Below are 24714 nucleotides of genomic sequence, written 5' to 3' on the forward strand. Positions count from 1 at the left end.
CGCGCACCCGGGGTCTCCCCGCACGTGCCCGAGGCGCCCCGATCGCACCCGCCCCCGCCCCGGTCGCCCGACGGCGCTTCCAGCGGCTTCCAGCGGCTTCCGGCCGCTGCCGGCGGCGTCTCGTCCGGCGATGTCGCCTTTGCCGCCGCTCGTGGCCCCCCGCTGCCGTCCAGGTCAGCGGCCCCGGGTGGGACGGGTTTCCCCCGTGGGCTTGTCGTCAGGCAAGATGGGGTGTATCTGCCCACACCTCTATTGCTGCCGGACGGTTTCTCTTGGCTGAGTTCATCTACACCATGCGCAAGACGCGCAAGGCGCACGGCGACAAGGTGATTCTCGATGACGTCACCCTGAACTTCCTGCCCGGCGCGAAGATCGGTGTCGTCGGCCCCAACGGCGCCGGTAAGTCCACGGTGCTGAAGATCATGGCCGGCCTGGAGCAGCCGTCCAACGGTGACGCCTTCCTCTCGCCCGGCTTCAGCGTCGGCATCCTCATGCAGGAGCCGAAGCTCGACGAGGAGAAGACCGTTCTGGAGAACGTCCAGGACGGCGCCGCCGACATCATGAGCAAGCTCAAGCGCTTCAACGAGGTCGCCGAGCTCATGGCGACCGACTACTCCGACGCGCTGCTCGAAGAGATGGGCAAGCTCCAGGAAGACCTGGACCACGCCAACGCGTGGGACCTGGACGCCCAGCTGGAGCAGGCCATGGACGCCCTGGGCTGCCCGCCCGGCGACTGGCCCGTCACCAACCTCTCCGGCGGCGAGAAGCGCCGTGTGGCGCTCTGCAAGCTGCTCATCGAGGCGCCCGACCTTCTGCTCCTCGACGAGCCCACCAACCACCTCGACGCCGAGTCGGTGAACTGGCTGGAGCAGCACCTCTCGAAGTACGCGGGTGCGGTCGTCGCCGTCACCCACGACCGGTACTTCCTCAACAACGTCGCCGAGTGGATCCTCGAGCTGGACCGCGGCCGCGCGCTCCCGTACGAGGGCAACTACTCCACGTACCTCGACAAGAAGGCCGCCCGCCTCAAGGTCGAGGGCCGCAAGGACGAGAAGCGCGCCAAGCGGCTCAAGGAAGAGCTGGAGTGGGTCCGGTCCAACGCCAAGGGCCGCCAGACCAAGTCCAAGGCCCGCCTCGCCCGTTACGAGGAGATGGCTGCCGAGGCCGACAAGATGCGGAAGCTGGACTTCGAGGAGATCCAGATCCCGCCGGGCCCGCGCCTCGGTTCCATCGTCGTCGAGGTCGAGCACCTCTCGAAGGCCTTCGGCGACAAGGTCCTGATCGACGACCTGTCGTTCACGCTGCCGCGCAACGGCATCGTCGGCATCATCGGTCCGAATGGCGCGGGCAAGACCACGCTGTTCAAGATGCTCCAGGGCCTGGAGACGCCGGACTCCGGCACGGTCAAGATCGGCGAGACCGTCAAGATCTCGTACGTCGACCAGTCCCGCGCCAACATCGACCCGAAGAAGACCCTCTGGGCCGTCGTCTCGGACGAGCTGGACTACATCAACGTCGGCCAGGTCGAGATGCCCTCGCGGGCGTACGTCTCCGCGTTCGGCTTCAAGGGCCCGGACCAGCAGAAGCCGGCCGGTGTGCTCTCCGGTGGTGAGCGCAACCGCCTGAACCTGGCGCTGACGCTCAAGGAGGGCGGCAACCTGCTGCTCCTCGACGAGCCCACCAACGACCTGGACGTCGAGACCCTGTCGTCGCTGGAGAACGCCCTGCTGGAGTTCCCGGGCGCCGCTGTGGTCATCTCCCACGACCGCTGGTTCCTGGACCGCGTCGCCACGCACATCCTGGCGTACGAGGGCGACTCCAAGTGGTACTGGTTCGAGGGCAACTTCGAGTCGTACGAGAAGAACAAGGTCGAGCGCCTCGGTGCGGACGCGTCCCGCCCGCACCGCGCCACGTACAAGAAGCTCACCCGGGGCTGATCACCGTGGCCCGTCACCTCTACCCCTGCCCGCTGCGCTGGTCGGACATGGACGCCTTCGGCCACGTCAACAACGTGGTCTTCCTCCGCTACCTGGAGGAGGCGCGCATCGACTTCATGTTCCGGCTGGCGCCCGGGGACGGCTCGCCGTCCTTCGCGGGCGGTTCCGTCGTGGCCCGCCACGAGATCGACTACCTCCGGCCGCTGGTCCACCGCCACGCGCCGGTCACCGTCGAGTCCTGGGTCACCAAGATCGGCGCGGCGTCCCTGACGATCGCGTACGAGATCAAGGACGCGGACCTGGTGTACGTGCGGGCCTCCACGGTCGTCGTGCCCTACAACCTGGTGGAAGGGCGGCCCCGACGGATCTCCGCCGAGGAGAAGCTCTTCCTCCAGGAGTACATGGAGCAGGAGCCCGCCGCGGCATGACCGTGCCCGTGCACTCCGTGCTCTTCGCCGACGCGAGGGAGGCGGCGGACCTCGCCGCCTTCCTCGGCCGGCTGCTCCACTACGACCGCGCCGCCGCCGTCCGCCTCCAGGCGGCCGGCGGGGCGCTGGCCGTGTTCGGGCGCCCGCCGTCGTTCGACGTGCTGGCAATCCGTACCGCACGCCTGGCCGGGACCGGGAGCACCGGAACCTTCGACGTCACGGTGTCGGCGGGGGAGTTCCTGGAGACGCTGGCCCCGGAAGCCTCCGGGAGCCCTGAGGCCTCCGGGAGCCCCGGAGGTTCCGAGGACTCCGGCGGAGGCGCCGAAGGCCCCGGGCGTTCCGGCGGAGGCGCCGGCGTCCTGCCCGCCCCCGTCACCGGGCCGCCCTGGACCGGGCTGCTGCCGCCGCGCGGCCCCTGGCGGGAGATCCCTGGCCTGCCGGGTCCGCAGGAGCTGCGGACCGCGCTGACCACCGCCGTCGGCGAGTTCCGCGCCCGCGACGAGGCGCTCCCCGAGGAGCGCCGTACCCGGGCCGAACGCGATCTGATCGGCCGCGAGATCTGGTCACGGCAGGTCGGCGAAACCCCGCTCCCGCTCCGTGCCGTGCACGCGGCCCAGTCGCTCGGCTTCCTCCGCCCCCAGCCGGACTTCCCGGTCGGCCTGCTGTCGGCGGGGTCCTGGCTGCGGCTGCGGACCCCGTACGGCTCCGTCGCGCTGCGCGCCGAGGGCAGCGGCGGGCTCGGGGCGCTCCAGGTGTCGGTCGGCCGGCGCTGAGGTCCCCGCCCCGGCCCCATGGGTGCTCCGGCCGGCCGGTGCTGACGTCTTCGCGCCGGCCCGGCCACCACCGGCGTCTCAGCCGGCCGTGTTCACCATCGAGGCAGCCGCGTACGTGAGGTAGGACCACAGCTGCCGCTCGTGCTCGGGGGCGAGGTCCAGCTCGTCCAGGGCCACCCGCATGTTCGCGAGCCAGGCGTCGTGCGCCGCCCGGTCCACCCGGAACGGCTGGTGCCGCATCCGCAGCCGGGGGTGGCCGCGGTGGTCGCTGTAGGTCCGGGGACCGCCCCAGTACTGCATCAGGAAGAGCGCGAACCGCTCCTCGGCCGGACCCAGGTCCTCCTCCGGGTACATCGGCCGCAGCAGCGGGTCCTGGGCCACTCCCTCGTAGAAGCGGTGCACCAGGCGCCGGAAGGTCGCCTCGCCGCCGACCTGCTCGTAGAAGGTCTGCTCCTGAAGCGTGTCGCGCGGGTTCTCTGTCACGTCTCCATGGTCGCAGACGTACCGGCCCAGGTCCGGGGTCCTAGGACCCTCCGGTACCGGGCTCCCTGGGGCCGGCGGCGGGGCGGGCCCACGCGAAGACGAGTCCGGCGAGCGCGCAGATCCCGGCCGACAGCAACAGGGACCAGCCGGCGTGCGAGGCCGCGGCGGCGCCCATGAGGGCGACGCCGAGGGTGGCGCCGACCTGGCGTACCGCGTTGAGCAGGCCCCCGGCCGAGCCCGCGGTGCCTTCCGGGGCGGCGCCGACCACCGCCGCCGCGAGGGCCGGCAGCACGAAGGAGATCCCGAAACCGGTGAGCAGCAGGCCCGGAGCGAGCCAGAGGCAGCTGACCCCGGTGAAGGCCGGGACGGCGAGCGCCGCACCCCCGGCGGTCAGCAGCGAGAGACCGGTCAGGATGGGGAGCCGGGGGCCCTTGCGCGCCACGATCCTGCCGGTCAGCGGCGGATTGGCGGCGAAGGGGACCGTCAGCGGCAGGAAGACGAGCCCGGTCTCCAGCGGGCTCAGGTGCCACTGCCGCTGGAGCAGCAGGGGGAGTACGAAGAGCGCGCCGGCCAGCGCGAAGCCGACGGCCGCGCCGGCCAGGAGACCGGCCCGCACCCGGGCGGACCGCAGCAGGGCCCGGTTCAGGACCGGCGACCGGCTTCCCCGTTCGCGCACGAGGAAGGTGAGCGCCGCGAGGAGGAATCCCGCCGCCGACCACACCGTGTGGGCCGTGTTCCGCGCCCCGGCGGCGATCAGCGCGTCCGTGAGCAGCGCCAGCGCCACCGCGGCGGCCGCCTGGGCGGGCAGGTCGAGGGGACGGTCACTGCGGGGACAGACCACCGAACGCCCCCGGGCGAGGGCCAGCGCCACCAGCCCGACGGGCACGTTGACCAGGAACACCGCGCGCCACCCGGCCGCCTCGACGAGGACGCCCCCGGCGAGCGGACCGGCCGCGACGGCCGCCCCGCTGACCGCGGCCCACACCGAGATCGCGCGTGCCCGCGCGGCCGGCTCCGGGTAGAGCCGGCCGATCATCGCCAGGGAGGCGGGTACGCACGCCGCGGCGGCTGCGCCGGAGACCGCCCGGAGCAGCAGCAGCGCGGTCAGGCCGGGCGCGACGGAGCTGAGCACCGACGCGAGGACGAACACCGCGACACCGCCACGGAAGAGCCGCTCGGCCCCGAACCGGTCGGCCGCGGCCCCGGCCGACAGCAGCAGCGCCGCGAAGGCCACGGTGTAGCCGGTGACCGCCCACTGGAGTCCGGCCATCGACGTGCCCAGGGAGGAGGCCAGATCGGGTTCGGCGACCGAGAGCACGGTGGTGTCGAGGAGGACCATGAAGTAGCCCAGCGAAATGCCCGTCAGCGCGCGGGCCCGCCGCCTCTCCGGGCTCTTCGGGGTCTCCGGGACCTCCACGGCCTTCCGGCACTTCGGTGTCTTCGAGCTCTTCGGGGCGGAACGGCCCGTGGACGCGGGCGGGTCGACGACAGCCATGACGGGTAGTCCTCCGGGGAGTCGGGGAGTCGGGGAGTCGGGAGTCGGGAAGTCGGGAAGTCGGGGAGCTGGGGAGATGGGGGCGGGAGTCGGGGGCCGGGAGGCGGGAGTTCGGGGCCCCCGGCCGGGAAGGCGGGGACGAGCACGGCGGCGTCCCGGCGAACTCGGGTGAGGACAGCCCACCTTGGCCGTCGCGGCGGGGAAGCTCCACCGGTGCGTCCGCACGCGGCATGCGGAATCTCCGAACGCTCCGACGCGTTCTCCTCTGCCATGGAGCTACGCCAACTCAGGGTCTTCGCGGCGGTCTTCGACCACCGGACCGTGACCGCGGCCGCCGTCGCGCTCGGTCTCGCCCCCTCCTCGGTCTCGGAGCAGGTCCGCTCCCTCGAGTCCGCTCTCGGGGTGTCCCTGTTCGACCGGGGACCCCGGGGGATGGAGCCGACGGCCGCCGGGCAACGGCTGCGCGGCTGGGCGCGTTCCCTGCTCGACACGGCCGAACGGGCCGTCCGCGACGTCCGGACCGAGCGCCCGAGGCTGCGGCTCGGCGCGCTGGAGACACTGGCCGGCTCCCACGTCCCGCTGCTCCTCGCCCGGCTGGCCGAGCGGCGGCCCGAGACCGACGTCGAGGTGCACGCCGACGGCAGCCGCCAGGTGCTGTTCGCCGACGTCGTGGCGGGGCGGCTCGACGCGGCGCTGCTGCTGGACTCCGGCGAGGAACTCGGCGGCCTCGGCTTTCCGCCGCCGGCCGAACCGCTGGCGTTCGTCGATCTCGACCCGGTCCCGCTCGCCCTGGTCGCCGCTCCGGCCCACGCGCTGGCCGGCCTGAGCGTGCTGGTCCCCGCCGACCTCGGCCGTGAGCGCCTCCTGGTCAACGTCCCGGAGTGCTCGTTCCGGATGGCCGGCGACCAGATCCTCGGCACCGGCCCCGAGCGGGTCCGGGCCGGCGGGGTGACGGTGATGCGCGCCTGGGCCGAGCACGGCCTCGGCATCGCGCTGCTGCCGCACTTCGCGGTCGCCGACAGCCTCCGGGCGGGCACCCTGGTCCGGCTCGGACTTCCCCTGCCCGACCTCAGCCTGCGCCTCGTCTGGCGCGAGGACCGCGAGGCCCTGCCCGGCCTGCGGGACATCCTGTACGCAGCGGCCCACGCCACCCACCCGCCCTCGTGACGGGCCCGGCGGGCCGCCGCCGCTCGCCCGCGGGGCGCCGCCGCAGGAGAGTGGAGGCATGGGTGGACCAGAGCGCGCGGCACGCGATCCGTTCGAGGCCGAGGGGGCGGCGGCCCGGCAGGCCATGGTGCGGCTCATCACGGCCGGCGGCGGGCTGCGCGACCCCGCATGGCGCGCGGCCTTCGAGGACGTGCCCCGCCACCTGTTCGTGCCGTACTACTACGAGGGCGGGCTGCTCGGCCACGTACGCCTCTGGTGCGAGGACGCCGACCCCGTACGCCGCGAGCAGTGGCTGCGCGGGGCGTACGCGGACGGGCCGCTGGCCACCCGGATGAAGGACGGCGAACTCGTCTCCTCCAGCAGCCAGCCCTCCCTGATGGCGCTCATGCTCGACGCGCTGGACGTGCGCGACGGCCAGCGCGTGCTGGAGATCGGCGCGGGCACCGGCTACAACGCCGCCCTGCTCGCCCACCGGCTCGGCGACCGGGCGGTCACCACCGTCGACCTCGACCCGGAGATCACCGAGTCCGCCCGCCGCCACCTCGCCGCCGTCGGGTACCGCCCCACCGTCGTCACCGGCGACGGGGCACGCGGCTGCCCGGGGCGGAGTCCGTACGACCGGATCATCGCGACCTGCACCCTGCCGCTGATCCCGGAGGGCTGGCTCGCCCAGTGCGCCCCCGGCGCGCGCATCCTGGCCCCCTTCGCCACCGGTCTGGTCTCGCTCGGGGTACGGGAGACGGCGGGCGGGTGGCGGGCCGAGGGGCACTTCCTGCACACCCCGGCGTTCTTCGTACCGCTGCGCGGGACACCGGAGCGGTACGGCGGCCGGGCCCGGCGCATGACAGGGAACGACCTCTACTCGTTCCTGCTCACCCTGGCGGGCGGCTCGCTCGGCGCGGACGAGGCGATGAACCTCTGGGAGGGCGAGGGACGCCCCGAACGGGAACGCTTCGGCCTCACCGTCGACCGGGGCCGGCAGTGGGCCTGGCTGGACGATCCGGAGGGCCCGTACGTATGGCCCCTCACCGGTCACGAGGAGCGGTGAGAGGCCGTACGTTCCTTCAAGGAGCCCGGCGGGCTCAGCCCCGGCGGACCGTGATCGTCGTCCACGCGCCGACGTGCACCTGGTCGCCGTCCTGGAGCGGGACCGGCACATAGGGCTGGATCGGATCCTCGGCGCCGTTCAGCGTGGTGCCGTTGGTGGAGTTCTGGTCCACCACCGCCCAGCCGCCGTCCGGCTGCTTCACCAGGACCGCGTGCTGGTGCGAGACGCCCGGGTCCTCCGGCGGCACCGCCAGGTCGATGTCGGGCGACTCACCGGTGGAGTGCCGGCGGCGCCCGATGGTGACCTGGCTGCCCGCGAGCTCGAGGTGCTGCTCGGGGGAGTACGCGGGCAGGTTCAGCCCGGTCGCCTCCGGGCCGCTGCGCTGCATCATCGCCAGGAAGTAGTCACGGTCCGGCGCGATCACCGCGGTCCAGGTGGCCGGCCGCGGCGGCTCCTGCCCACCGGGACCCGCCTGGCCGCCCTGCGCTCCGGGACCCGCCTGGGCACCGGGGAAGCCGACCTGACCGGGGAACGCCGGCGGGAAGGCCCCCTGGGGGCTCTGCTGCTGGAAGGCGTGCGGCGGCGGCTGGTGCGGCGCGGGGGCGTGCGGCGCCTGGGCACCCGCCTGTGCCCCGGGCTGCCCCTGCGAAGGCGGCGGCAGCATCCAGTCGTCCGCCTCCGGCGCGGACACCGGACCGGGCGCGGGCGGCGCGCTCTGCTGGAACGACGACGGCGGTCCCTGCTGGAACCCGGCCGGCGGACCCTGCTGCGGGCCCTGCCGGCCACCCTGCTGCCGGCCCGGCCCGCCCTGCTGGTTCGGGTGACCCGGCTGGCCCTGCGGGAAGGACGGCTGCCCGGGGTGGCCGGGGAACTGCTGCTGCCCGCCCTGCGGGAACGGCGGCTGCTGTCCCGGCCCGCCCTGGGGGCTCGGCTGCCCAGGACGGCCCTGCTGCCCCTGCTGGCCCTGCTGGAAGGCCGGGGGCGGCGGACCCTGCTGGAACGCGGAGGGCGGCGGGCCCTGCTGGAACCCGCTCGGCGGCGCCTGCCGGCCGTCGCGGTCCGGTACGAGCGGCTCCGCCGGGCGGTTCAGCTGCGAGGGACGCGAACCCTGGTACTCGAAGGGGTCGCGCGGCTGCGGAGGCTGAGGACCCGAGGAGTGCGGGGCCGAGGACTGAGGGCCCTGGGACTGCGGGCCCTGCGACTGCGGGGCCGGCGGTGCCTGCCGGGGACCGGGCTGCGCCTGGAAGCCGGGCGGCAGATTGAGGCCGGGCCCGGCTCCGCCACCGGCGCCGGGCTGCGGGGCCAGCGGGGTGTACGAGGTGGCCGTGTTGGTGAGGAAGTTCCACCGGCACTCCTCGCAGAACGGCCCCCCGGGCTCACGCGGGGTGCGGCACTGCGGGCAGAGCTCCACGCCCGCGGTCGGCTGACCGCCGGGGCCGGAGCCCTGCGGATAGCCGTACCCGGGCGCGGGCGGCGGCGGAGGAGGCGGGGGGACGGAACCGGGCGGGCGGGCTCCGGCCATGCGATGTCCGCAGACCTCGCACCAGTCCTCGGAACCCGACTGGTGTCCGTTCGGGCAGGTCGGCATGTCGGCGCTTCCCCCTCTCCTCGTCCGGCCCAGGGGGCCGTCATGCTCGTCGATCGCCGTGCGCGCGGCGGGGCGGAGGGTCCGCCCTCGGCCGTGCGGACGACTCTGTCGCTCGGCTTCGTCTGTGTCGTTCTCTTGCTACTTCTTGACGCGAACGGTCTTGGTGGAGCGCGTTTCGAGTGTCATCTCGTCCGCTTCCGCGACCTTCGCTTTCAGTCGCACAGTACCTGTCGCGGCGTCGACCACGTCGACCACCTTCGAAAGCAGCTTCGCGGTGTCCTCGTTGCCGGAGACCGAGGCGAGCTGCACCGCGCGCCCCAGTTTCGCGGTCGCCCCGTTCAGGTCCCCGGCCTTGCGGGCATCGAGTCCCTGCTGGATCACCCGGGCCAGCTCGGCCTGGCCCGTATAGTGCGCCACCTGCGGATTCATCGCCGTGGACGCCACCATGTCGTCGGTCCACACCGCCCGTACGAGCCCCTGCGCGAGGGTCCCCGGAGCACCCCCGCCCGCCGGGGCGGGGAGGATCAGGGAGACCCGCGCCGCCAGCATCTCCTGGCCGATCCGGGCCTGGGGAACCCTGACGCACACGTGATAATCGCGGGATTCGTCACCCCAGGAACCCGTCGGATAGTCCCCGGCACGCGGCCCCGCCTCCGTCCGGCGCCCGGTCAGGTCGGCGACCGAGGGAGCGACCTGCTTCACGAAGAGGATGTCGGTGTCCACCGGCGTCCAGAGCCGCAGCGCCACGTCCGCGACCTCCTTGCCCATGGCGTTCTCCATCATCCGCGTGAAGTCCGCGGCCAGCCCGGACGGATCGGCGACGATGTCGGCGGTGCCCAGCAGGGCGGAGGCGATGCCCGTGACCTCCTTCACCTCCCAGTCGGTGCCGACGCCCCGGGCATCACAGGTGAAGCGGCCCGCGCAGGCCTCCAGAGCCGCCCGCAGATCCTCCGGCGCCTCGTGCTCGTTGCGCCCGTCGGTCAGCAGGATGCCGTGCCGCAGATCCGCCCCGGCGGTGCCGAACAGCCGGTCGGCGAGGCGCAGCCAGGTGCCGATCGCCGTGCCGCCGCCCGCGCTCAGCCCGCGCAGCGCGTCCTTGGCCTGCGCCTTGGTCAGGTGGTCGGCCGTGGCGAGCCGGCCGTTGCCCGGGTAGACGTCCCTCGCCACGTGCGTACCGGCCACCACGGCGAACCGGGTGCCGTCGCGCAGGGTGTCGATGGCCGCCGCCGTGGCGTCCCGGGCGTTGCGCATCTTCGTCGGCGGGTACTCCATCGACCCGGAGCAGTCGACCATGAGCACGACCGCCGCGCTCGACGCGGACGCGCCCGGGTTCCCGGCGAGCGGCACCCCGCCCGTCGTACCGCCTCCCGTGGAAGTGACGGTGACGATCGCGTTGACCTCGCGGCCCCCCTCGGGGAGATAGCTGTTCTGGTACACGTCGACGGAGAACCGCGGCGCTTGCGACTTGGAGAAGTTGGCCATGGAGCGGCTCCTCGATGCCCCACCGGAGGGACGGGTACGGGCGTGCGGTGGACGGTCGGTGACCGGGCGGGAAGCGGTGGGACACGGCAGGAACCAGCCGGAGGCGGCCTGGAGTCCGTCAGCCGGAGTGTGCCCCGGAGGGCGGTACGGCGAACGGCAGCAGCGCCACCGTTACGTTGTCGTGGCCCCCGCCGTCGAGCGCGTGCCCCACCAGCACCTGGGCGCCGTGCAGGGGGCGTTCGCCCGCGTCCCGGGGAACGGCGGCGGCCATCTCCTCGGCGGACTCCGCGTAGTTCCAGAGTCCGTCGGTGCAGACCACCACGGTGCCCGGCCGGTCGGGCTTGAACGCCGCGGTGTGCGGGTCGAGTTCGTAGGCGTCGGCGCCGAGCCAGCCGGTGATCGCGTGGGCCCGCTCGTCGGCGTACGCCTGCTCCTCGCTCATCAGTCCCGCCGCCACCATCTGCGCGGCCCAGGAGTCGTCCTCGGTGAGCCGGGCCGGCCGCTGGGTACGGTCGGCCGGCACCCAGTAGACGCGGCTGTCGCCGACCCAGCCGACGATCAGCAGACCGGCGGCGACGACCGCACCGACCAGGGTGCAGGCCGGGGCGTTCTGGTGGCGGTGCGCATCGTGCTCCGCCGCGCCCTCCTGCTCCTCGGCCAGCGCGTTGACCGCCCGGGAGGCCGCGACGATCGCATCGTGCATCGCCTGCTGCGGGTGCGTACCGCGCGGCAGCGACTCCAGGAGGGACGCGTCTGCGGCGCGCGCGGCGGCGGCCGACGCCTCGTCGGGCCGGTGCGCGGAGGACACCCCGTCGCAGACGATCGCGACGACGGCCGGCGAACCGTCCGGCAGCGCCGTCGTCGACACGGCGAAGGAGTCCTCGTTGCGGTGGTGGCGCAGCCCGCGGTCGCTGACCGCCGCCACCGGGCCGAGCTCCCGCTCCATGTGGTCGCGTTCGCGTGGCTGGGCGTGGCCGCAGGTCTCGCAGTACCCGTCGGTGTCCACCCGGCCGGCCCGGCAGGCGACGCAGAGCCCGGCGCCGGCCGGGGTGCTCGTACCGGCGGCGGGGGTCGTACCGGTCGCGGCGGCGCGTGGGTCGGTGGCGGGTACGCCTGCCGGAACAGCCCCGGGCGCCGCGAGCTCGAAGTCCCCGGAGCCGGAGCCGGAGCCGGGGTCGGAGCCGGGGTCGTGGTCGTGGTCGTGGTCGGGGCGCTGCCCGGGTACCGCCCGGTCGTCGTGGCGCACGGCGGGCGAAGCCACCGGCGCGGAAGGGGCCACCGGCGCGGAAGGGGTGCCCGGCGCGGCGGGCGCGCCGGGTGCCGCCGCACGGGCGTACAGCGGGTGCCCCGCGGAGTCGACGCCCGGGAGGTCGGCCGGACGGTGGACGGGGGCGGGCTGGTCCGAGGTGTCGGTCTCGGACGCCGGCGGCCACTGGACCGCGGCGGGATCCGGAGCCGCTGCAGCCGCCCCCGGCTGGGCGGGAGCCGCCGCGGCCATGGGCGGAACGGGCGGCACGGACGGGGCCGTCGGCGCGGCCGGCGGGGGCGGTGGCGGGGTGGTGATCGCCATCGTCGGCCTGTCGCCCGGCCGTTCGGGCACGGCCGACAGGTCGTAGCCGCAGGCGCCGCAGAACAGGTCGCCCGGCTCCAGCGGTTCCGCACAGCTGGGGCACGCCGGCAGGGGAGCCGCCTGCTGGTGGATCTGTGACATCTTCACACCCACGTCCGGGGGCGGAAACGGTTGGCCCGCTCCACCAGTTCGATCCTCTCGTCGCCCTGCTGAGCCAGCCTGGCGAGCATCCGATAAGCGCGTTCCAGCCCGAACCGGAGCCCCCGCTCGTCCAGTTCGCTGCCGAGCAGCGTCCGTGCGCCCGGCCGGGAGGGCGCGGGGCCCGCGGACGGACGGGCGGGTCCAGTGGAGAGTACCCAGTCCAGCGCGGTCCCCAGCACCTCCGTCGAGAGACGCTCGCGGCGCACCGCGTCCAGCCCCGCCCCGGCCAGCGCCGTGATCTGGTCCGAAGCGGCGGCCAGGTCGTCCGCCAGCGGCTCTCCCGGGTCGCGCCCGCGCAGCCGCGCGCGGACCGAGGCGACCCGGGCGGCCGTGAAGTGGATCGACGCGGCGGGTACCGACTCCAGCGTCCTTACGGCACCCGTACGGTCCCCGGCGGCGAAGCGCACCCGGGCGAGCCCGAACGCGGCGCTGACGAAGCTCGGATCGGTGGTCCAGACGAGGTGGTAGTAATCGGCGGCGTTGTCCAGCTGCCCCAGCACCTCCGCGCAGACGCCGAGCGCCAGCTTGGGGGCCGGTTCGCCCGGGAACGCGTCGTACACCGCGTCGAAGGAGAGCGCGGCGCGCTCGCGGTCACCGGTCACCAGGGAGACGACCCCCCGGTACCAGACCACCCGCCAGTCGTCCGGGTGCCGGGCCTCCAGCTCGCCCAGCACATGGCCGGCCGCCCCGAACTCCGCCAGCTCCAGCAGGGCGCGCAGCTCGCGCAGCCTGGTCTCCGGGGAGGGCGCCGGCACGGTGCGCAGCGCGCCGATCAGCTCCTGCGGAGCCGCCGCCATCACCCCAGCGAGGAAACCGGCGTTGGGGTCGCTCGCGTCGACGCGCGGCACCGGAAGGGCGAGCGCGGTCGCACCGGAGTCGAGACCGCCGAGCCACTGCCCGGCTCCGGACGGTGCCGGACCCGCCCCCGACGGCGGGACCGGGACGCCCGCCGCCGGGTGGGCGTACGCCGGAGCCACCGGCTGCGACGGCACGTACGGAGACACCCCGCCGGCCGCCGGACGGCCGCCCGGCGACGCGCTCGCGTGGGTGGGCGGGGCCGTGAGGGCCGCCGCCGAGGGCTGGTACCCGGAGGGCCGGGAGTACGGGGAAGGTGCCGCGTGCCCGGAGGACTCCGCGTATCCGGAAGCCTGGGCGTACCCGGCAGGCGTCGCGTATCCGGGCGCCGGTGCGTACCCGGCGGGCTGTGGGCCGGTCCCGCCGGTACGGGCCGGGGGCACGCTGCCGTACGGACCCGGGCCCACCGGCAGCGCCACCGCCACCGCCGGAGCCACCGCGCCCGCCGGGAGGGCCCCCGTACCGACGGCCCCCGCGGCGGCCTTTCCGCGCCGCTTCGGGCGTCCCGCCCGTCCCGCCGCTCCGCCCGCCCGCGCGCCGCGGCCGCCGAGGCGGGAGACGTCACCGGTCAGCTCGGCGAACAACTCCGTGTCCGTCACCCGCAGTTCCGGGCCGAACAGGGTGGACAGTGCCGGGCGCGGGCGGCCCGACTGGAGTGCCACGACCTCCCGCAGCACCCCCGTCAGCTGCTCGGCCATCTCCTCCGCCGAGGCGAAGCGCCGCGCCGGGTCGGGGTCGGTGGCGCGGACCAGCAACCGGTAGAAGGACTCGTACGTACGGAAGACCTCGATGTGCTCCGGGTCGGGCAGCGAGTCCACGAAGACGTTGGTGTAGCCCTGGAAGTCGAAGGTGAGCACCGCGAGGGTCCGCGCCACCGTGTACAGGTCGGAGGCGACCGACGGGCCGACCTCCCCGACCTCGGGGGCCTGGTAGCCCACCGTGCCGTAGATCGCCGACTCCTCGTCGTCCATCCGGCGGACCGCGCCCATGTCGATCAGCTTGAGCTGGTTCTCCGTCTGGATCGCGTTGTCGACCTTGAAGTCGCAGTAGAGGAGGTTGCGGCTGTGCAGGTGGCCGAGTGCCTCCAGCGCCTCGATCCCGTACGCGCACGCCTGCCCGACCGGCAGCGGATCGCGCCTCCCGGCCGGGGTGCGGCGGTCGTTGGCGATCTCCTTGAGCGCCTTGCCGCCGACGTACTCCATCACGATGTAGCCGTCCAGCGAACCGGTCCGCTGGTCGAGGTGCTCGACGAAGTTGTAGATCCGCACGATGTTGGAGTGCTCGATCTCCGCGAGGAAGCGGCGCTCCGAGATCGCCGCCGCCATGGCGTCCTGGTCGCCCGTGTCCAGCAGGCCTTTGAGGACCACCCAGCGGTCCGAGACGGCCCGGTCCACCGCGAGGTACACCCAGCCGAGCCCCCCGTGCGCGAGGCATCCGGCCACTTCGTACTGTCCGTGCACCACGTCACCGCCGCGCAGCTTCGGGACGAAGGAGTACGGGTGCCCGCACTTGGTGCAGAACCCCTCGGTGCGGCCCGGCCGGTCGCCGCGTGCCCGGCCCACCGGCGCCCCGCAGTCCGAGCGCGAGCAGAACCGCTTCCGCTCGGGGACCTCGGGATTGGCCATCACGGCCGCACGCGGATCGGGGCGCGGCACGTCCGGCACCTGCACCAGGCCCGCTCCCAGCCGCCCCCGGCCGGAGGAGGCGCCCGACGCGCCGGAGGCCCGTACGGACACCGACGGCACGGTCCCCGCCCCGCCGGACAGTCCCCGCGAGAGCCGGCCCGAGACGGACCGCCGCGAGGTCGACGAACGCGAGGAGGCCCGGCCCGACGAGCGCGAACCGGCCGGTGCGGAAGCCGAGTTGCCGCCACGCGCGGCGAGAGCGCCGCCCGCGATGCCGGTGGGCGGCGAGGCGACCATGCCGTTCGGGGAGACGACGGGGGCCAGACCGCAGGTGTCGCAGTACAGCTCGCCCTCGCCCATGTCCTCGTACGCGCCCTCGCACGTGGGGCGCTGGCACCGGGTACTCATCGGGTCTCCCCCTCGTCGTGCCGGCCGTGCCGGTCGTGCGCGTCCTGATCGTCGTACCGCCGGTCCTCGGGCGGGGGCGTCCGGCCCGGGGCCGTCATCTCGGCGGCCGTGCGCTGGTAGCGCAGCACCGCCTGGTCCGCGACCCGAAGATCGCAGGGCGCGCTCCACAGCATCCGGCGGGCCGCGTCGTACTGCTCGATCAGCAGCGGGTCCTCCGCGAGCCCGTGCCGTGCCACCTTCGCGCGGTACGCGTCGAGCCGGCCCCGCAGCTCCGCGCGCACGGCGAGCGGGGCGGTCACCGAGGTCAGCGACTCACGGGCGCGCAGCAGCTCCTCCTCCGCCTCCCGCTCCAACTGTTCGAGGAGCGGCGGGAGCCGGTGCCAGCGGGCGTGCCTGCGGTGCTCGGAGGCGGCGGCCAGCCGCTCCTGGAGTGCGGTCGGCGGCCCGCTGACGGCGGGCACCTCGGAGGCGGCGATCTTCGCCAGCACCTCGCCCCGGGCGGCCCGCGCCTCGGCCAGCGTGCGGTCGGCCCGCGACAGCACGTCCCGCAGCCGGGCGAGCCGGTGTTCGGCGTCCTGCCGGACGGCGAGGACCGCCTCGATCTCCCGCCGCACCTCCTCCAGCGCGAGGGCCGCCCGGTCGTACCGCGCGGTGTCCGCGCGCCCGCCACCCGGCGCCGCGCTGCCCGGCCCCGGCAGCCAGAACGCCAGCGGGTCGGCGATCACCAGGGCCCGCAGCTCGGCGAGCTCCCGGGTGATCGACTCCAGGTCGTCGCCGGACGGGTGTTCGCCCGGCCGGACCCCGACGGAGTGGGCGAGCGAACGGGTGCGGTGGAGCTCGGCGGCGAGCAGGTCGATCCGGGCGGGCAGCGCCGACCAGACGGAGTCGGAGGCCACCACCATGTCCAGCGAGCGGGCGTAGAGCGTGTTCATCCGGCTCACCAGCTCCTCCAGGGAGAAGCGTGTCGCGAGCCGGGCCGGACCCGCGACCGAGGGATCGGGCGGCGCGGCGCCGTGCGCCACGGTGATCTCCCGGCCCCGGAGCAGCCCGGTGAGGGTCTCCAGGTCCTCGCGGCCGGGGTGACGCCTGCGGGCGCGCACCTCGCGCGCCCGGGAGAGCGCGTCGGCGTACGCGTCGAAGTACGCCCAGAGCAGGGTGATCGACCGCTCGGTGGTGGCCCAGCGCTCCTTGGTCACCCCGGACAGGCCGGCACCCTCCAGGAGGCGCCGGCCCGCGTGGTCCTGCAGGGCGAGGAGCGAGGTCTCGATCGCCTCGTGCTCCGCGCCGAGCCGGGCCAGCGCACGGTCCGCCTCGTCCCGGTCCATGACGGGGCCCGGGGGCTTGGCCGCGTAGCTGGGGAAGGGTCCCGCGACGCCCATCGCTCACCTCTCCGCTCTCCCCGCCGGCTTGTGGGCCGCCGGGATCAGTTGCTCCGGTACGAGGGCGCCGGGGGCGCCGTGACGCCGGGCAGTCCGGCCTCCAGCCAGGTGCGGTACGAGCGCATCCACGGGCTCCCCGCACCGCCGCCGCGGTAGTCCGCCAGCACCTGGTTGACCCGGGCCACCAGGTCGTCGGAGCCGAGCTTGGCGGCGACGCCGTAGTACTCCGTCGTGAACGGGCCGCCCTTGAGCTCCACCGTCGGGTCCTGGGCCACCTGGCCCGCCGCCAGCGCGTTGTCCGTCACCACGGCGTCGACCTCGCCGAGCTGGAGGCGCACCAGGCAGTCGAGCTGGCTGGGGACGGTCAGCCGGTCCTCGTCCCCGGCGGTACCGTCGTGCGCGTCCTCGAAGACCGCCCCGTACGACTGCTTCGTCAGGGCCTCGTACGCGGTGGAGCCCTCGGCGGTGCAGACCCGCTTCCCGCGCAGCGAGGCGTTGTACCCGGTGATGTCCGAGGTCACCGGGGCGAGCACCTGCTGGCCCGCCCGGAAGTAGGCGGTGGAGAACGCGACCTGCTTCAGCCGCGCGCAGTTGATCGTCATGGTCCGCACCACCACGTCGACCCGGCCGCTCTCCAGCGCGGCGATCCGCTGGCTGGTCGGGATGGCCCGGAAGACCACCTTGGAGGAGTCGCCGAGGATGTCCTGGGCGATGGCCCGGACCAGGTCGATGTCGAAGCCCTCCAGCTTCCCGGTCGCCGGATTGCGGTACCCCCAGCGGTAGCTGTTCTGGTCCACCCCGGCGACGAGCTTGCCGCGCTCCTTGATGCGCTCGACGCCCGGGCCGTCGTTCCGGGACGGCGGCAGGCTCGCCTCGGGCCTGTCGCAGGTGTCGGCGCGCACCTGGCTGGCCTTCGCGGTGCCCGGGCCCGAGTCGCCGCCGAAGGAGGCGGCGGTGTCGTGCGTCAGCGGCAGCAGGGCGAACAGGGCGGTGAGCACGCAGGCCACCGCCATGGCCGTCACCCCGCCCCAGCCGCGCAGCCTGCTCCCGCCGGTCCGTGTCCGTGCCACCGCTCCCCCTCCCACCGCTCCTCCCCCTGCCGGCTCGCCCGCCGGTCCGTCCGCGTTCACCGGTACTCCCCGAGTCTCCGGCCGATCCCGCTGATCGCGGCGACCGCTCCCAGCAACGCCAGGACCCCCGCCCCGGCCGGCAGCCCGTCCAGGGCGCCGCGGCCCTTCCCGGCCGCCGCGTCGAACTGCTTCTGCTCGTGGGCCAGGGCCGTCTCCAGCGCGGCGTCCACCTTCGAGAAGCACTCGCCGGTGGAGCCCTTCGCCCCGATGACCAGGGCGAGCGCGCCCTCGTAGTCGCCGCCGTCGTCCGTCTTCCGGGCTTCGGCGTGGCGCTTCTGCCACTCCGTCACGCTGCCGGCGGCCGCCTTCACCGGGGTGCTGCCGGTGGTGTCGTCGGCCAGCTCGCCCGCCCTGCCCAGCTCGGTGCGCAGCGCGGTCATGTCCGCCGTGTAGTCGGTCTGGTACTGGTCGGCGGAACCGTCCGCGGTGAGCACCGCGCCCCGGGCGACCAGGGTGAGGTTCTCGTTGGCGCGGGCCTTGAGGGAGGCGATCCGCGCGCCGTTCAGCACGTCCAGCGAGGCCTGGCCGTCCGCCATGGCGTGGTGCAGCTCGGTCCTGGCCAGGGCCTGCCCGGCGGCCAGCCAGACCAGCGCGGCGGCGGTCGCGGCCGTCGCGGCGAGCAGCCCGCGGCTGAGGACCCGGTTGGTCCGGCGGTAGTCGCGCCGCTGCGCCCAGGCCAGCACGGCCAGGGCGACGATCCCGGCGGCGAGGGCGACGAGCGGCCACTGCCGGGCATCGCGCTGGTCGGCGTCGAGCCGGCCGGTCTCCGCCGTGTACAACCGCTCGGCCGCGGGGAGGAGTTCGCCGCTCATCTTCTGGTTGGCGTACCGGAGGTAGGCGCCGCCCAGCGGCAGCCCGAGGCGGTTGTTGGCGCGGGCCCGCTCGACCAGGCCGGTGTAGACCGGCAGCAGCTCGTTCATCGTGCGGATCTCACGGCCCGACGAGGTGGTGGCCCCGGTGTTCGCCGCCGCCTTCACCAGCAGCCGGGAGGCGTTCCGGATGTCCTTCTCGTACTGGGCGCGGACGCTCGAAGGCTCCTCGGTGCCCGCGAGGAACCCGCTCGCCGCCATGGTGTCCGCGTCGGCGAGCGAACGGTAGACGGCCGCCGCGTCCGCGCTCAGCGGCTGGCTGCGGTTCACCACGTCGTCCGCGGCGGCGGCCCGTCCGGAGACCTCCACGGCGGTCACCGCCCCGAACGCCACGACGAGCAGGGCGAGTACGGCTCCGACGAGCCGCAGCCGCCCCGGCTCGGTCGTCGCCGCGTCGCGCAGCCGTCCCGCCAGCGCGGATGCCGCCCCGCGCCGCTGCGCGGGCACGCCGGAGGCCGACGCCGCTCCCTGCTGTCGCGGCGGTCCCCCGATCGGCGGGTGTGTCACTCGGCTTCCCCCTCGGTCACTGACGGCGCCGTTGCCCCGGCCGGTCGGGGGAGTGGCGCCCGGCCTGAAGTATGGCCGCAGCGACCGGCATCCACCAGGAATACCTGGATCTCGCGCCGGACTTGGGCCCTTACGGCCTTACCGGAGCGCCCCCGCTGTGAACACGATCGGCACAGTTGATCGGTTCCCGGACGCCGGGGCTGTCCCGTGCCGCGCTGTACGGGAGTTGACGGCCCGGCGGGCCGGTGGCGGCCTCCCCGGGCCGCCCGGCGTCCCCCCTCAGGCGTACCGCGCGCGCAGCCTGGCATGCGCCTCGGGCGCCGCCCCCGTATGGTCCAGCCCCAGCAACGCGGCTCCCAGTACGGGCGGTTGGGCCACCACGCGGATCTCGGCCCGGGGTGCGCGGGCCGCCAGCAGCGAGGCGATCCGGCGGTCCAGGTCCGGGTGGCGGGCGGCGAGCACGCTGCCGCCGAGAATCACCGGAACGTGCGCCTCCAGAAGCCCGAGCCGGTCCAGCGCCACCGAGGCCATCGCGACGACCTCGTCGGCGAGCCGGTCCACCACCGCGCGCGCCACCGGGTCACCGGCCGCGCCCGTGGCGAAGAGCACCGGGGTCAGCTCGTGGCGGCGCTCGTACGGGATGTGCTCCCGGTGCAGAGCCTCGATCAGCTCGTACATCGAACCGAGCCCGAAGTGGGCCGGGAGCGCCCGGGCCAGCTCGGTCGGCTCCCCCCGGCCGTCCTCGGCGCGGGCGGCGAACCAGAGCGCCTCCTCGGCGAGCCCGGAACCGCCTCCCCAGTCGCCGGATATCCGGCCGATCGCGGGGAACCGGGCGGTGCGGCCGTCCGGGAGCATGCCCACGCAGTTGATCCCGGCGCCGCAGACCACCGCGACGCCCCGGGGCTCGTCCACCCCCGCGCGCAGCACGGCGAAGGTGTCGTTGCGGACCTCCACCGTCCGCCCCCAGCCGCGTTCGAGCAGTGCGGCCGCCAACTCCTCCTCCTCGACGGGGAGATCGGCGTTGGCCAGGCAGGCGGAGACGTGCGCGACCGGGCCGGCCACCTCCGCGGCCGAGGCGTACGCCCCCGCCACGGCGGCGGCGAGCACGTCCAGCGCGGCGGGGATCCCGACCACGGGCGGCTGGAAGCCGCCGCCCCGGCCCGTGCCGAGGACCGTGCCGTCCTCGTCCATCAGCGCCACGTCGGTCTTGCTGTTCCCCGCGTCGATGGCGAGGACCGAAGCGTTCACGCCCACGCGAGGTGCTCCCTGTTGTGCGCGATGAGCCGGTCCGTGAGGCCCTCGGCGTACTCGTACTGCCCCACCAGCGGGTGGGCGAGCAGCGCCTTGAAGACGCGGTCCCGGCCGCCGTGCAGGGCGGCCTTCAGCGCCAGGTCCTCGTACGCGGTGACCTGGGCGATCAGCCCGGCGTACAGCGGGTCCAGCGCGGGGACGGCGAGTGGCACGGCGCCCGAGCCGTCGACCCGGGCCTGCGTCTCGATCACCGCGTCGTCGGGGAGGAACGGCAGGGTGCCGTTGTTGAGAGTGTTGACCACCTGGACGGTGGAGGCGCCCCCGCCGAGCAGCGAGGAGGCCAGGTCGACCGCCGCCTCGGAGTAGAAGGCGCCGCCCCGCTTGGCGAGCAGCGCCGGCTTCTCGTCCAGCGCCGGGTCGCCGTACAGCGCGAGGAGCTCCTTCTCCATCGCGGCGACCTCGGCGGCCCGGGACGGCTTGGTGCCGAGCTCCCGGACGACCTCGTCGTGCGCGTAGAAGTACCGCAGGTAGTACGAGGGCACCACGCCGAGCCGGTCCACGAGCGCGCGCGGCAGGTGCAGGTCGGCGGCGATGGTCCCGCCGTGCTCGGCCAGCAGCCCCGGCAGCACGTTCTCGCCGTCCGGGCCGCCGAGGCGTACTCCCAGCTCCCAGGAGAGGTGGTTCAGCCCGACGTGGTCGAGGTGCACCTCGGCGGGGGAGACGTCGAGCAGCCGGGCGAACTTCCGCTGGAAGCCGATGGCGACGTTGCAGAGGCCGACGGCCTTGTGGCCGGCCTGGAGGAGCGCCCGGGTGACGATGCCCACCGGGTTGGTGAAGTCGATGATCCAGGCGTCCGGGTTGGTGCGGCGGACCCGCTCGGCGATGTCCAGCACGACCGGCACGGTACGCAGCGCCTTGGCGAGGCCACCCGCGCCGGTGGTCTCCTGGCCGACGCAGCCGCACTCCAGCGGCCAGGTCTCGTCCTGGTTGCGCGCGGCCTGTCCGCCGACGCGCAGCTGGAGCAGGACCGCGTCGGCGCCCTCCACCCCGGCGTCCAGGTCGGAGGTGGTGGTGATGGTGCCGGGGTGGCCCTGCTTGGCGAAGATCCGCCGGGCGAGGCCGCCCACGAGGTCGAGGCGGTCGGCCGCCGGGTCGACGAGGACGAGCTCCTCGATCGGCAGGGTGTCCCTCAGACGGGCGAACCCGTCGATCAGTTCGGGCGTGTAGGTGGACCCGCCACCCACTACTGCGAGCTTCATGTCAGCCCTTCACTCCGGTCAGTGTGACGCCCTCGACGAATGCCTTCTGCGCGAAGAAGAAGACGGCGATCACGGGGGCCATGACCAGAACGGTCGCGGCCATGGTCAGGTTCCAGTCGGTGTGGTGCGCGCCCTTGAAGGACTCCAGGCCGTAACTGAGCGTCCAGGCGGCCGGGTTCTCGGAGGCGTAGATCTGCGGCCCGAAGTAGTCGTTCCAGGCGGCGAAGAACTGGAACAGCGCGATGGCGGCGATGCCCGGCTTCGCCATCGGCAGCACCACCCTGAGCAGGGTGCGCAGTTCGCCGCAGCCGTCGATCCGCGCCGCGTCCAGGTACTCGTCCGGGATGGTCAGCAGGAACTGGCGCAGCAGGAAGATGGAGAAGGCGTCGCCGAAGGCCATCGGGACGATGAGCGGCCAGAGCGTCCCGGAGAGGTCCATCTGCTTGGCCCAGAACAGGTACATCGGGATGATCACGACCTGCGGCGGCAGCATCATCATCGAGATGACCAGCATCAGCGACAGCTTGCGGCCCTTGAAGCGGAACTTCGCGAGCGCGTAGGCGACGGGCACCGAGGAGACCACCGTCAGCACGGTGCCGGCCCCGGCGTAGAGGAGGGTGTTGCGCCACCAGGTCAGGAAGCCGGGGGTGTCGAAGACCCGCCGGTAGTTCTCCCACTCCCAGGTGTCGGGGGTGAGGTCGCGGGTCAGCGCCTGCTGGTCGCTCATGAGCGAGGTCAGCACCACGAAGACCAGCGGGAGGACGAAGAAGAGCGCGGCGGCGACGCCGAGCGAGTGCACCGCGATCCAGCGCAGCAGTGCCTTGCGGCGGGCGGTGCGTTCGGCGGCCGGCCGTCCGGTGCGGGCGGCGGCGGGGTCTCCGGGGGATTCGAGCAGCTGGGTCATGATCAGTCACCGGCCTGGACGAGGTTGTTGCGGCCCCGCATCAGCAGCGCGGTGAAGGCCATGGCCAGGGCGAACAGGACCAGGGCGACGACACAGGCGGAGCCGTAGTCGAAGCGCTGGAAGCCGAGGTTGTAGACGAGCTGGGGGAGTGTCAGGGTCGACTTGTCGGGATAGCCGGGCTCGAAGGACTGCCCGGAGCCGCCGATCACGCCGGAGGCCACCTTCCCCGCCACCAGGGGCTGCGTGTAGTACTGCATCGCCTGGATGACCCCCGTGACCACGGCGAACATCACGATCGGCGAGATGTTCGGCAGGGTCACGAAGCGGAACCGCTGCCAGGCGGAGGCGCCGTCCAGCTCGGCCGCCTCGTACTGCTCGACGGGCACGTCCAGCAGCGCGGCCATGAAGATCACCATCAGGTCGCCGATGCCCCAGACCGCGAGCATGGTGAGCGCCGGCTTCGACCAGGACGCGTCGTTGAACCAGCCGGGCGTCGGCAGCCCGAGATCGCCCAGGATCGAGTTGACAGGGCCCGTCCCCGGGTTGAGCAGGAAGACGAAGGCGAGGGTCGCGGCCACCGGGGGCGCGAGGTAGGGCAGGTAGAAGAGGGTGCGGAAGAGCCCGGTGGCGGTCTTGATCCGGGTGATCAGCAGCCCGATGCCGAGACCGAACATCACCCGGCAGGTGACCATGACGATCACCAGCCAGAGGGTGTTGCGCAGCGACGGCCAGAACATCGGATAGTCGGTGAAGACGTACGTCCAGTTGGTCAGCCCGTTGAAGACCGGCGCCCCGAACCCGTCGTACTTCGTGAAGGAGAAGTAGACGGTCGAGATCATCGGGTAGGCGAAGAAGAAGCAGAAGCCGATCAGCCAGGGCGACAGGAACGCCACCGTGCGCAGCGCCGACCTGCGGCGCTTGGAGCGGAGTGTGTACGTGGTCATCGCGGGCTACTTGGCCTTGGCGATGTCGGTGTCGATCTGCGCGGCGGTCTTCTCCAGGCCGGCCCGCAGGTCCTTCACCGAGCCCTTCTCGTACTGGTAGCCGAAGTCCTGGAGGGTCTGCTGGTACGTGGCCCCGTTGACGGCCCCGTCCGGGGTGTTGGAGTGCGGGTTCTGCGCGATGTCCAGGAAGGTCTTGAAGCGCGGGTCGAACTTCAGGCCGGGCGACTTCAGCGCCTCGAAGGTGGACGGCACGTTCTTGATGCCGTTGGCGAAGTCGACCACCGCCTGCGTGTCGCTGGTCATGAACTTGACCAGCTCCCACGCGGCGTTCTGCTTCTTGCTGGCGGGCGCGATGCCCATGATCGTGCCGGAGAGGAAGCCCTTGCCGTAGGTGTCGGCCTCGTCGTCGGCGACGGGCATCGGCGCGACACCGATCTCGAAGTCCGTGCCCGCCTCCTCGGCCATCCCGAGCCGCCACTCGCCGTCGATCTGCATGGCGACCTGGCCGGTCTGGAACGGGTGCTTGGCGCCCCACTCGTCACCGAAGGAGCCGCGGAACCTCTCCAGCTTCCCGTAGCCGCCGAGGTCCTCGACCAGCTTCTTCTGGTACGTGAACATCTCGGCGAAGGCCGGGTCCTTGGCGATGTTCGACTTGCCGTCCGCGTCGAAGTACGCGTGGTCCCAGGAGCCCAGGTAGTGGTCGGCGACCGACTCGTAGCCGTGGAAGGTCGGCATGAAGCCGAGCTGCTGGTAACCGTCGCCCTTGGTGACGGTCAGCTTCTTCGCGTCGGCCGCGAACTCGGAGAGAGTCTTCGGGGGTGCGGCGATCCCCGCCTTCTTGAACGCGTCCTTGTTGTAGTAGAGGCCGTACGCGTCGGCCAGCAGCGGCAGCGAGCAGCGCTTGCCCTCGAACTGCGTGTAGTCCAGGAGGACCTTCGGGAAGGTCTTCTCCAGGTCCAGCTTCGACTTCTCGATGAACGGTGTCAGGTCCGCGAAGGCCCCCGACGAACAGAACTTGCCGACGTTCGACGTGGTGAACGAGGAGACGACGTCCGGACCGTTCGAACCCCCTGCGCGCAGCGCCTGGTTGAGCTTGTCGTCGTTGATGTTGCCGACGACGTTCACCTTGATGTTCGGGTGGACCTTCTCGAAGCGGTCGACGTTGTCCTGCACCGCCTTGACCTCGGACGGCGCGCTCCAGCCGTGCCAGAAGTTGATGGTGGTCCTCGCGTTCGGGTCGTCCGTGGCGCCGCTCTCCGACTGGCCGGTGCAGGCGGTGGCGAGGACGGATATCGCGGCGACCGCCACGGCGGCGGTGGTGAGGCTGTTTCTGCGCATGGCGAAGCTCCTTGGAGACGGTGAAGGAGAGGCAACAGAGCTTGGGAGGTAAGGCGGTACGGGGTGCGGGAGG

At 73.5% G+C, this 24714-nt stretch carries 19 protein-coding genes; 5 read left to right on the forward strand and 14 right to left on the reverse strand.

Annotated elements, in window-relative coordinates:
- Window positions 1–272 precede the first annotated feature (272 nt).
- The 3 genes from ettA to ACWCSV_RS21195 are packed head-to-tail and all read left to right on the forward strand — an operon-like array spanning window position 273 to window position 3138.
- Entirely contained in the window at window positions 273–1937 is a 1665-nt protein-coding gene (gene ettA, locus ACWCSV_RS21185) for an energy-dependent translational throttle protein EttA (RefSeq protein ID WP_390963045.1), read from the forward strand.
- A gap of 5 nt (window positions 1938–1942) precedes the next feature.
- Complete coding sequence (locus ACWCSV_RS21190) at window positions 1943–2365, forward strand: acyl-CoA thioesterase (protein WP_266704383.1); 423 nt, start codon at window positions 1943–1945, stop codon at window positions 2363–2365.
- The gene (locus ACWCSV_RS21195; protein ID WP_451144397.1) at window positions 2362–3138 is read left to right on the forward strand and encodes a hypothetical protein; all 777 of its coding nucleotides are present in this window, start codon (window positions 2362–2364) and stop codon (window positions 3136–3138) included. Before ACWCSV_RS21190 ends, ACWCSV_RS21195 begins: the two co-directional genes overlap by 4 nt.
- A 78-nt stretch (window positions 3139–3216) precedes the next feature.
- Here the strand turns inward: ACWCSV_RS21195 and ACWCSV_RS21200 are convergent, their stop codons facing one another.
- Both ACWCSV_RS21200 and ACWCSV_RS21205 read right to left on the reverse strand, forming a co-directional pair.
- Window positions 3217–3621 (reverse strand): globin, encoded by a 405-nt coding sequence (locus tag ACWCSV_RS21200; RefSeq protein WP_451144399.1) that lies wholly within the window; start codon window positions 3619–3621, stop codon window positions 3217–3219.
- A gap of 40 nt (window positions 3622–3661) precedes the next feature.
- Window positions 3662–5116, reverse strand: a complete 1455-nt coding sequence (locus tag ACWCSV_RS21205; protein WP_451144401.1) for an MFS transporter — start codon at window positions 5114–5116, stop codon at window positions 3662–3664.
- Between the two features lie 270 nt (window positions 5117–5386).
- Between ACWCSV_RS21205 and ACWCSV_RS21210 the strand changes: the two genes are divergently transcribed.
- Together ACWCSV_RS21210 and ACWCSV_RS21215 are read left to right on the forward strand one after the other, a co-directional pair.
- Entirely contained in the window at window positions 5387–6283 is an 897-nt protein-coding gene (locus ACWCSV_RS21210; protein WP_451144403.1) for a LysR family transcriptional regulator, read from the forward strand.
- Between the two features lie 58 nt (window positions 6284–6341).
- Window positions 6342–7331, forward strand: a complete 990-nt coding sequence (locus ACWCSV_RS21215) for a methyltransferase domain-containing protein (RefSeq protein ID WP_451144405.1) — start codon at window positions 6342–6344, stop codon at window positions 7329–7331.
- 34 nt (window positions 7332–7365) lie between these two features.
- Here ACWCSV_RS21215 and ACWCSV_RS21220 read toward each other — a convergent pair whose 3' ends face one another.
- From ACWCSV_RS21220 to ACWCSV_RS21275, 12 genes are all read right to left on the reverse strand, one after another.
- Window positions 7366–8919 carry an FHA domain-containing protein gene (locus ACWCSV_RS21220; protein WP_451144407.1) on the reverse strand — a complete coding sequence of 518 codons (1554 nt, stop codon included), beginning with the start codon at window positions 8917–8919 and terminating at the stop codon, window positions 7366–7368.
- Between the two features lie 138 nt (window positions 8920–9057).
- Window positions 9058–10401 (reverse strand): vWA domain-containing protein, encoded by a 1344-nt coding sequence (locus ACWCSV_RS21225; protein ID WP_451144409.1) that lies wholly within the window; start codon window positions 10399–10401, stop codon window positions 9058–9060.
- A gap of 118 nt (window positions 10402–10519) precedes the next feature.
- A complete protein-coding gene (locus ACWCSV_RS21230) occupies window positions 10520–12112 on the reverse strand; it encodes a PP2C family serine/threonine-protein phosphatase (RefSeq protein ID WP_451144411.1) in 1593 nt (530 codons plus the stop codon).
- Window positions 12113–12114: 2 nt separating this feature from the next.
- Window positions 12115–15060 carry a tetratricopeptide repeat protein gene (locus ACWCSV_RS21235; protein ID WP_451144413.1) on the reverse strand — a complete coding sequence of 982 codons (2946 nt, stop codon included), beginning with the start codon at window positions 15058–15060 and terminating at the stop codon, window positions 12115–12117.
- The gene (locus tag ACWCSV_RS21240) at window positions 15057–16439 is read right to left on the reverse strand and encodes a hypothetical protein (RefSeq protein ID WP_451144415.1); all 1383 of its coding nucleotides are present in this window, start codon (window positions 16437–16439) and stop codon (window positions 15057–15059) included. The genes ACWCSV_RS21235 and ACWCSV_RS21240 overlap by 4 nt, the downstream gene beginning before the upstream one ends.
- Window positions 16440–16483: 44 nt before the next feature.
- Entirely contained in the window at window positions 16484–17452 is a 969-nt protein-coding gene (locus ACWCSV_RS21245; protein ID WP_451144447.1) for a glutamate ABC transporter substrate-binding protein, read from the reverse strand.
- Between the two features lie 113 nt (window positions 17453–17565).
- Window positions 17566–18945 (reverse strand): hypothetical protein, encoded by a 1380-nt coding sequence (locus ACWCSV_RS21250; RefSeq protein ID WP_451144417.1) that lies wholly within the window; start codon window positions 18943–18945, stop codon window positions 17566–17568.
- A gap of 279 nt (window positions 18946–19224) precedes the next feature.
- Window positions 19225–20199 (reverse strand): N-acetylglucosamine kinase, encoded by a 975-nt coding sequence (locus ACWCSV_RS21255; RefSeq protein ID WP_451144419.1) that lies wholly within the window; start codon window positions 20197–20199, stop codon window positions 19225–19227.
- Window positions 20190–21455: a 6-phospho-beta-glucosidase gene (locus tag ACWCSV_RS21260; protein ID WP_451144421.1), complete on the reverse strand. Its 1266-nt coding sequence runs from the start codon at window positions 21453–21455 to the stop codon at window positions 20190–20192. Before ACWCSV_RS21260 ends, ACWCSV_RS21255 begins: the two co-directional genes overlap by 10 nt.
- A gap of 1 nt (window position 21456) precedes the next feature.
- Window positions 21457–22359, reverse strand: coding sequence for a carbohydrate ABC transporter permease (locus tag ACWCSV_RS21265; protein WP_451144423.1), 903 nt, complete (start codon window positions 22357–22359; stop codon window positions 21457–21459).
- Between the two features lie 2 nt (window positions 22360–22361).
- A complete protein-coding gene (locus tag ACWCSV_RS21270) occupies window positions 22362–23303 on the reverse strand; it encodes a carbohydrate ABC transporter permease (RefSeq protein WP_451144425.1) in 942 nt (313 codons plus the stop codon).
- 6 nt (window positions 23304–23309) lie between these two features.
- Window positions 23310–24641, reverse strand: a complete 1332-nt coding sequence (locus ACWCSV_RS21275) for an ABC transporter substrate-binding protein (protein ID WP_451144427.1) — start codon at window positions 24639–24641, stop codon at window positions 23310–23312.
- Between the last annotated feature and the right edge of the window lie 73 nt (window positions 24642–24714).

The organism is Streptomyces sp. NPDC001770 (genome assembly GCF_053596135.1).

Excerpts from the sequence above, each read along its gene's own strand:
- ACWCSV_RS21275 (WP_451144427.1), bottom strand. The coding sequence starts at position 24,641 with ATGCGCAGAAACAGCCTCACCACCGCCGCCGTGGCGGTCGCCGCGATA.
- ACWCSV_RS21245 (WP_451144447.1), bottom strand. The coding sequence starts at position 17,452 with ATGGCGGTGGCCTGCGTGCTCACCGCCCTGTTCGCCCTGCTGCCGCTG.
- ACWCSV_RS21235 (WP_451144413.1), bottom strand. The coding sequence starts at position 15,060 with ATGAGTACCCGGTGCCAGCGCCCCACGTGCGAGGGCGCGTACGAGGAC.
- ACWCSV_RS21265 (WP_451144423.1), bottom strand. The coding sequence starts at position 22,359 with ATGACCCAGCTGCTCGAATCCCCCGGAGACCCCGCCGCCGCCCGCACC.
- ACWCSV_RS21230 (WP_451144411.1), bottom strand. The coding sequence starts at position 12,112 with ATGTCACAGATCCACCAGCAGGCGGCTCCCCTGCCGGCGTGCCCCAGC.
- ACWCSV_RS21240 (WP_451144415.1), bottom strand. The coding sequence starts at position 16,439 with ATGGGCGTCGCGGGACCCTTCCCCAGCTACGCGGCCAAGCCCCCGGGC.
- ACWCSV_RS21215 (WP_451144405.1), top strand. The coding sequence starts at position 6,342 with ATGGGTGGACCAGAGCGCGCGGCACGCGATCCGTTCGAGGCCGAGGGG.
- ACWCSV_RS21220 (WP_451144407.1), bottom strand. The coding sequence starts at position 8,919 with ATGCCGACCTGCCCGAACGGACACCAGTCGGGTTCCGAGGACTGGTGC.
- ACWCSV_RS21210 (WP_451144403.1), top strand. The coding sequence starts at position 5,387 with ATGGAGCTACGCCAACTCAGGGTCTTCGCGGCGGTCTTCGACCACCGG.
- ACWCSV_RS21205 (WP_451144401.1), bottom strand. The coding sequence starts at position 5,116 with ATGGCTGTCGTCGACCCGCCCGCGTCCACGGGCCGTTCCGCCCCGAAG.
- ACWCSV_RS21225 (WP_451144409.1), bottom strand. The coding sequence starts at position 10,401 with ATGGCCAACTTCTCCAAGTCGCAAGCGCCGCGGTTCTCCGTCGACGTG.
- ACWCSV_RS21270 (WP_451144425.1), bottom strand. The coding sequence starts at position 23,303 with ATGACCACGTACACACTCCGCTCCAAGCGCCGCAGGTCGGCGCTGCGC.
- ACWCSV_RS21260 (WP_451144421.1), bottom strand. The coding sequence starts at position 21,455 with ATGAAGCTCGCAGTAGTGGGTGGCGGGTCCACCTACACGCCCGAACTG.
- ACWCSV_RS21195 (WP_451144397.1), top strand. The coding sequence starts at position 2,362 with ATGACCGTGCCCGTGCACTCCGTGCTCTTCGCCGACGCGAGGGAGGCG.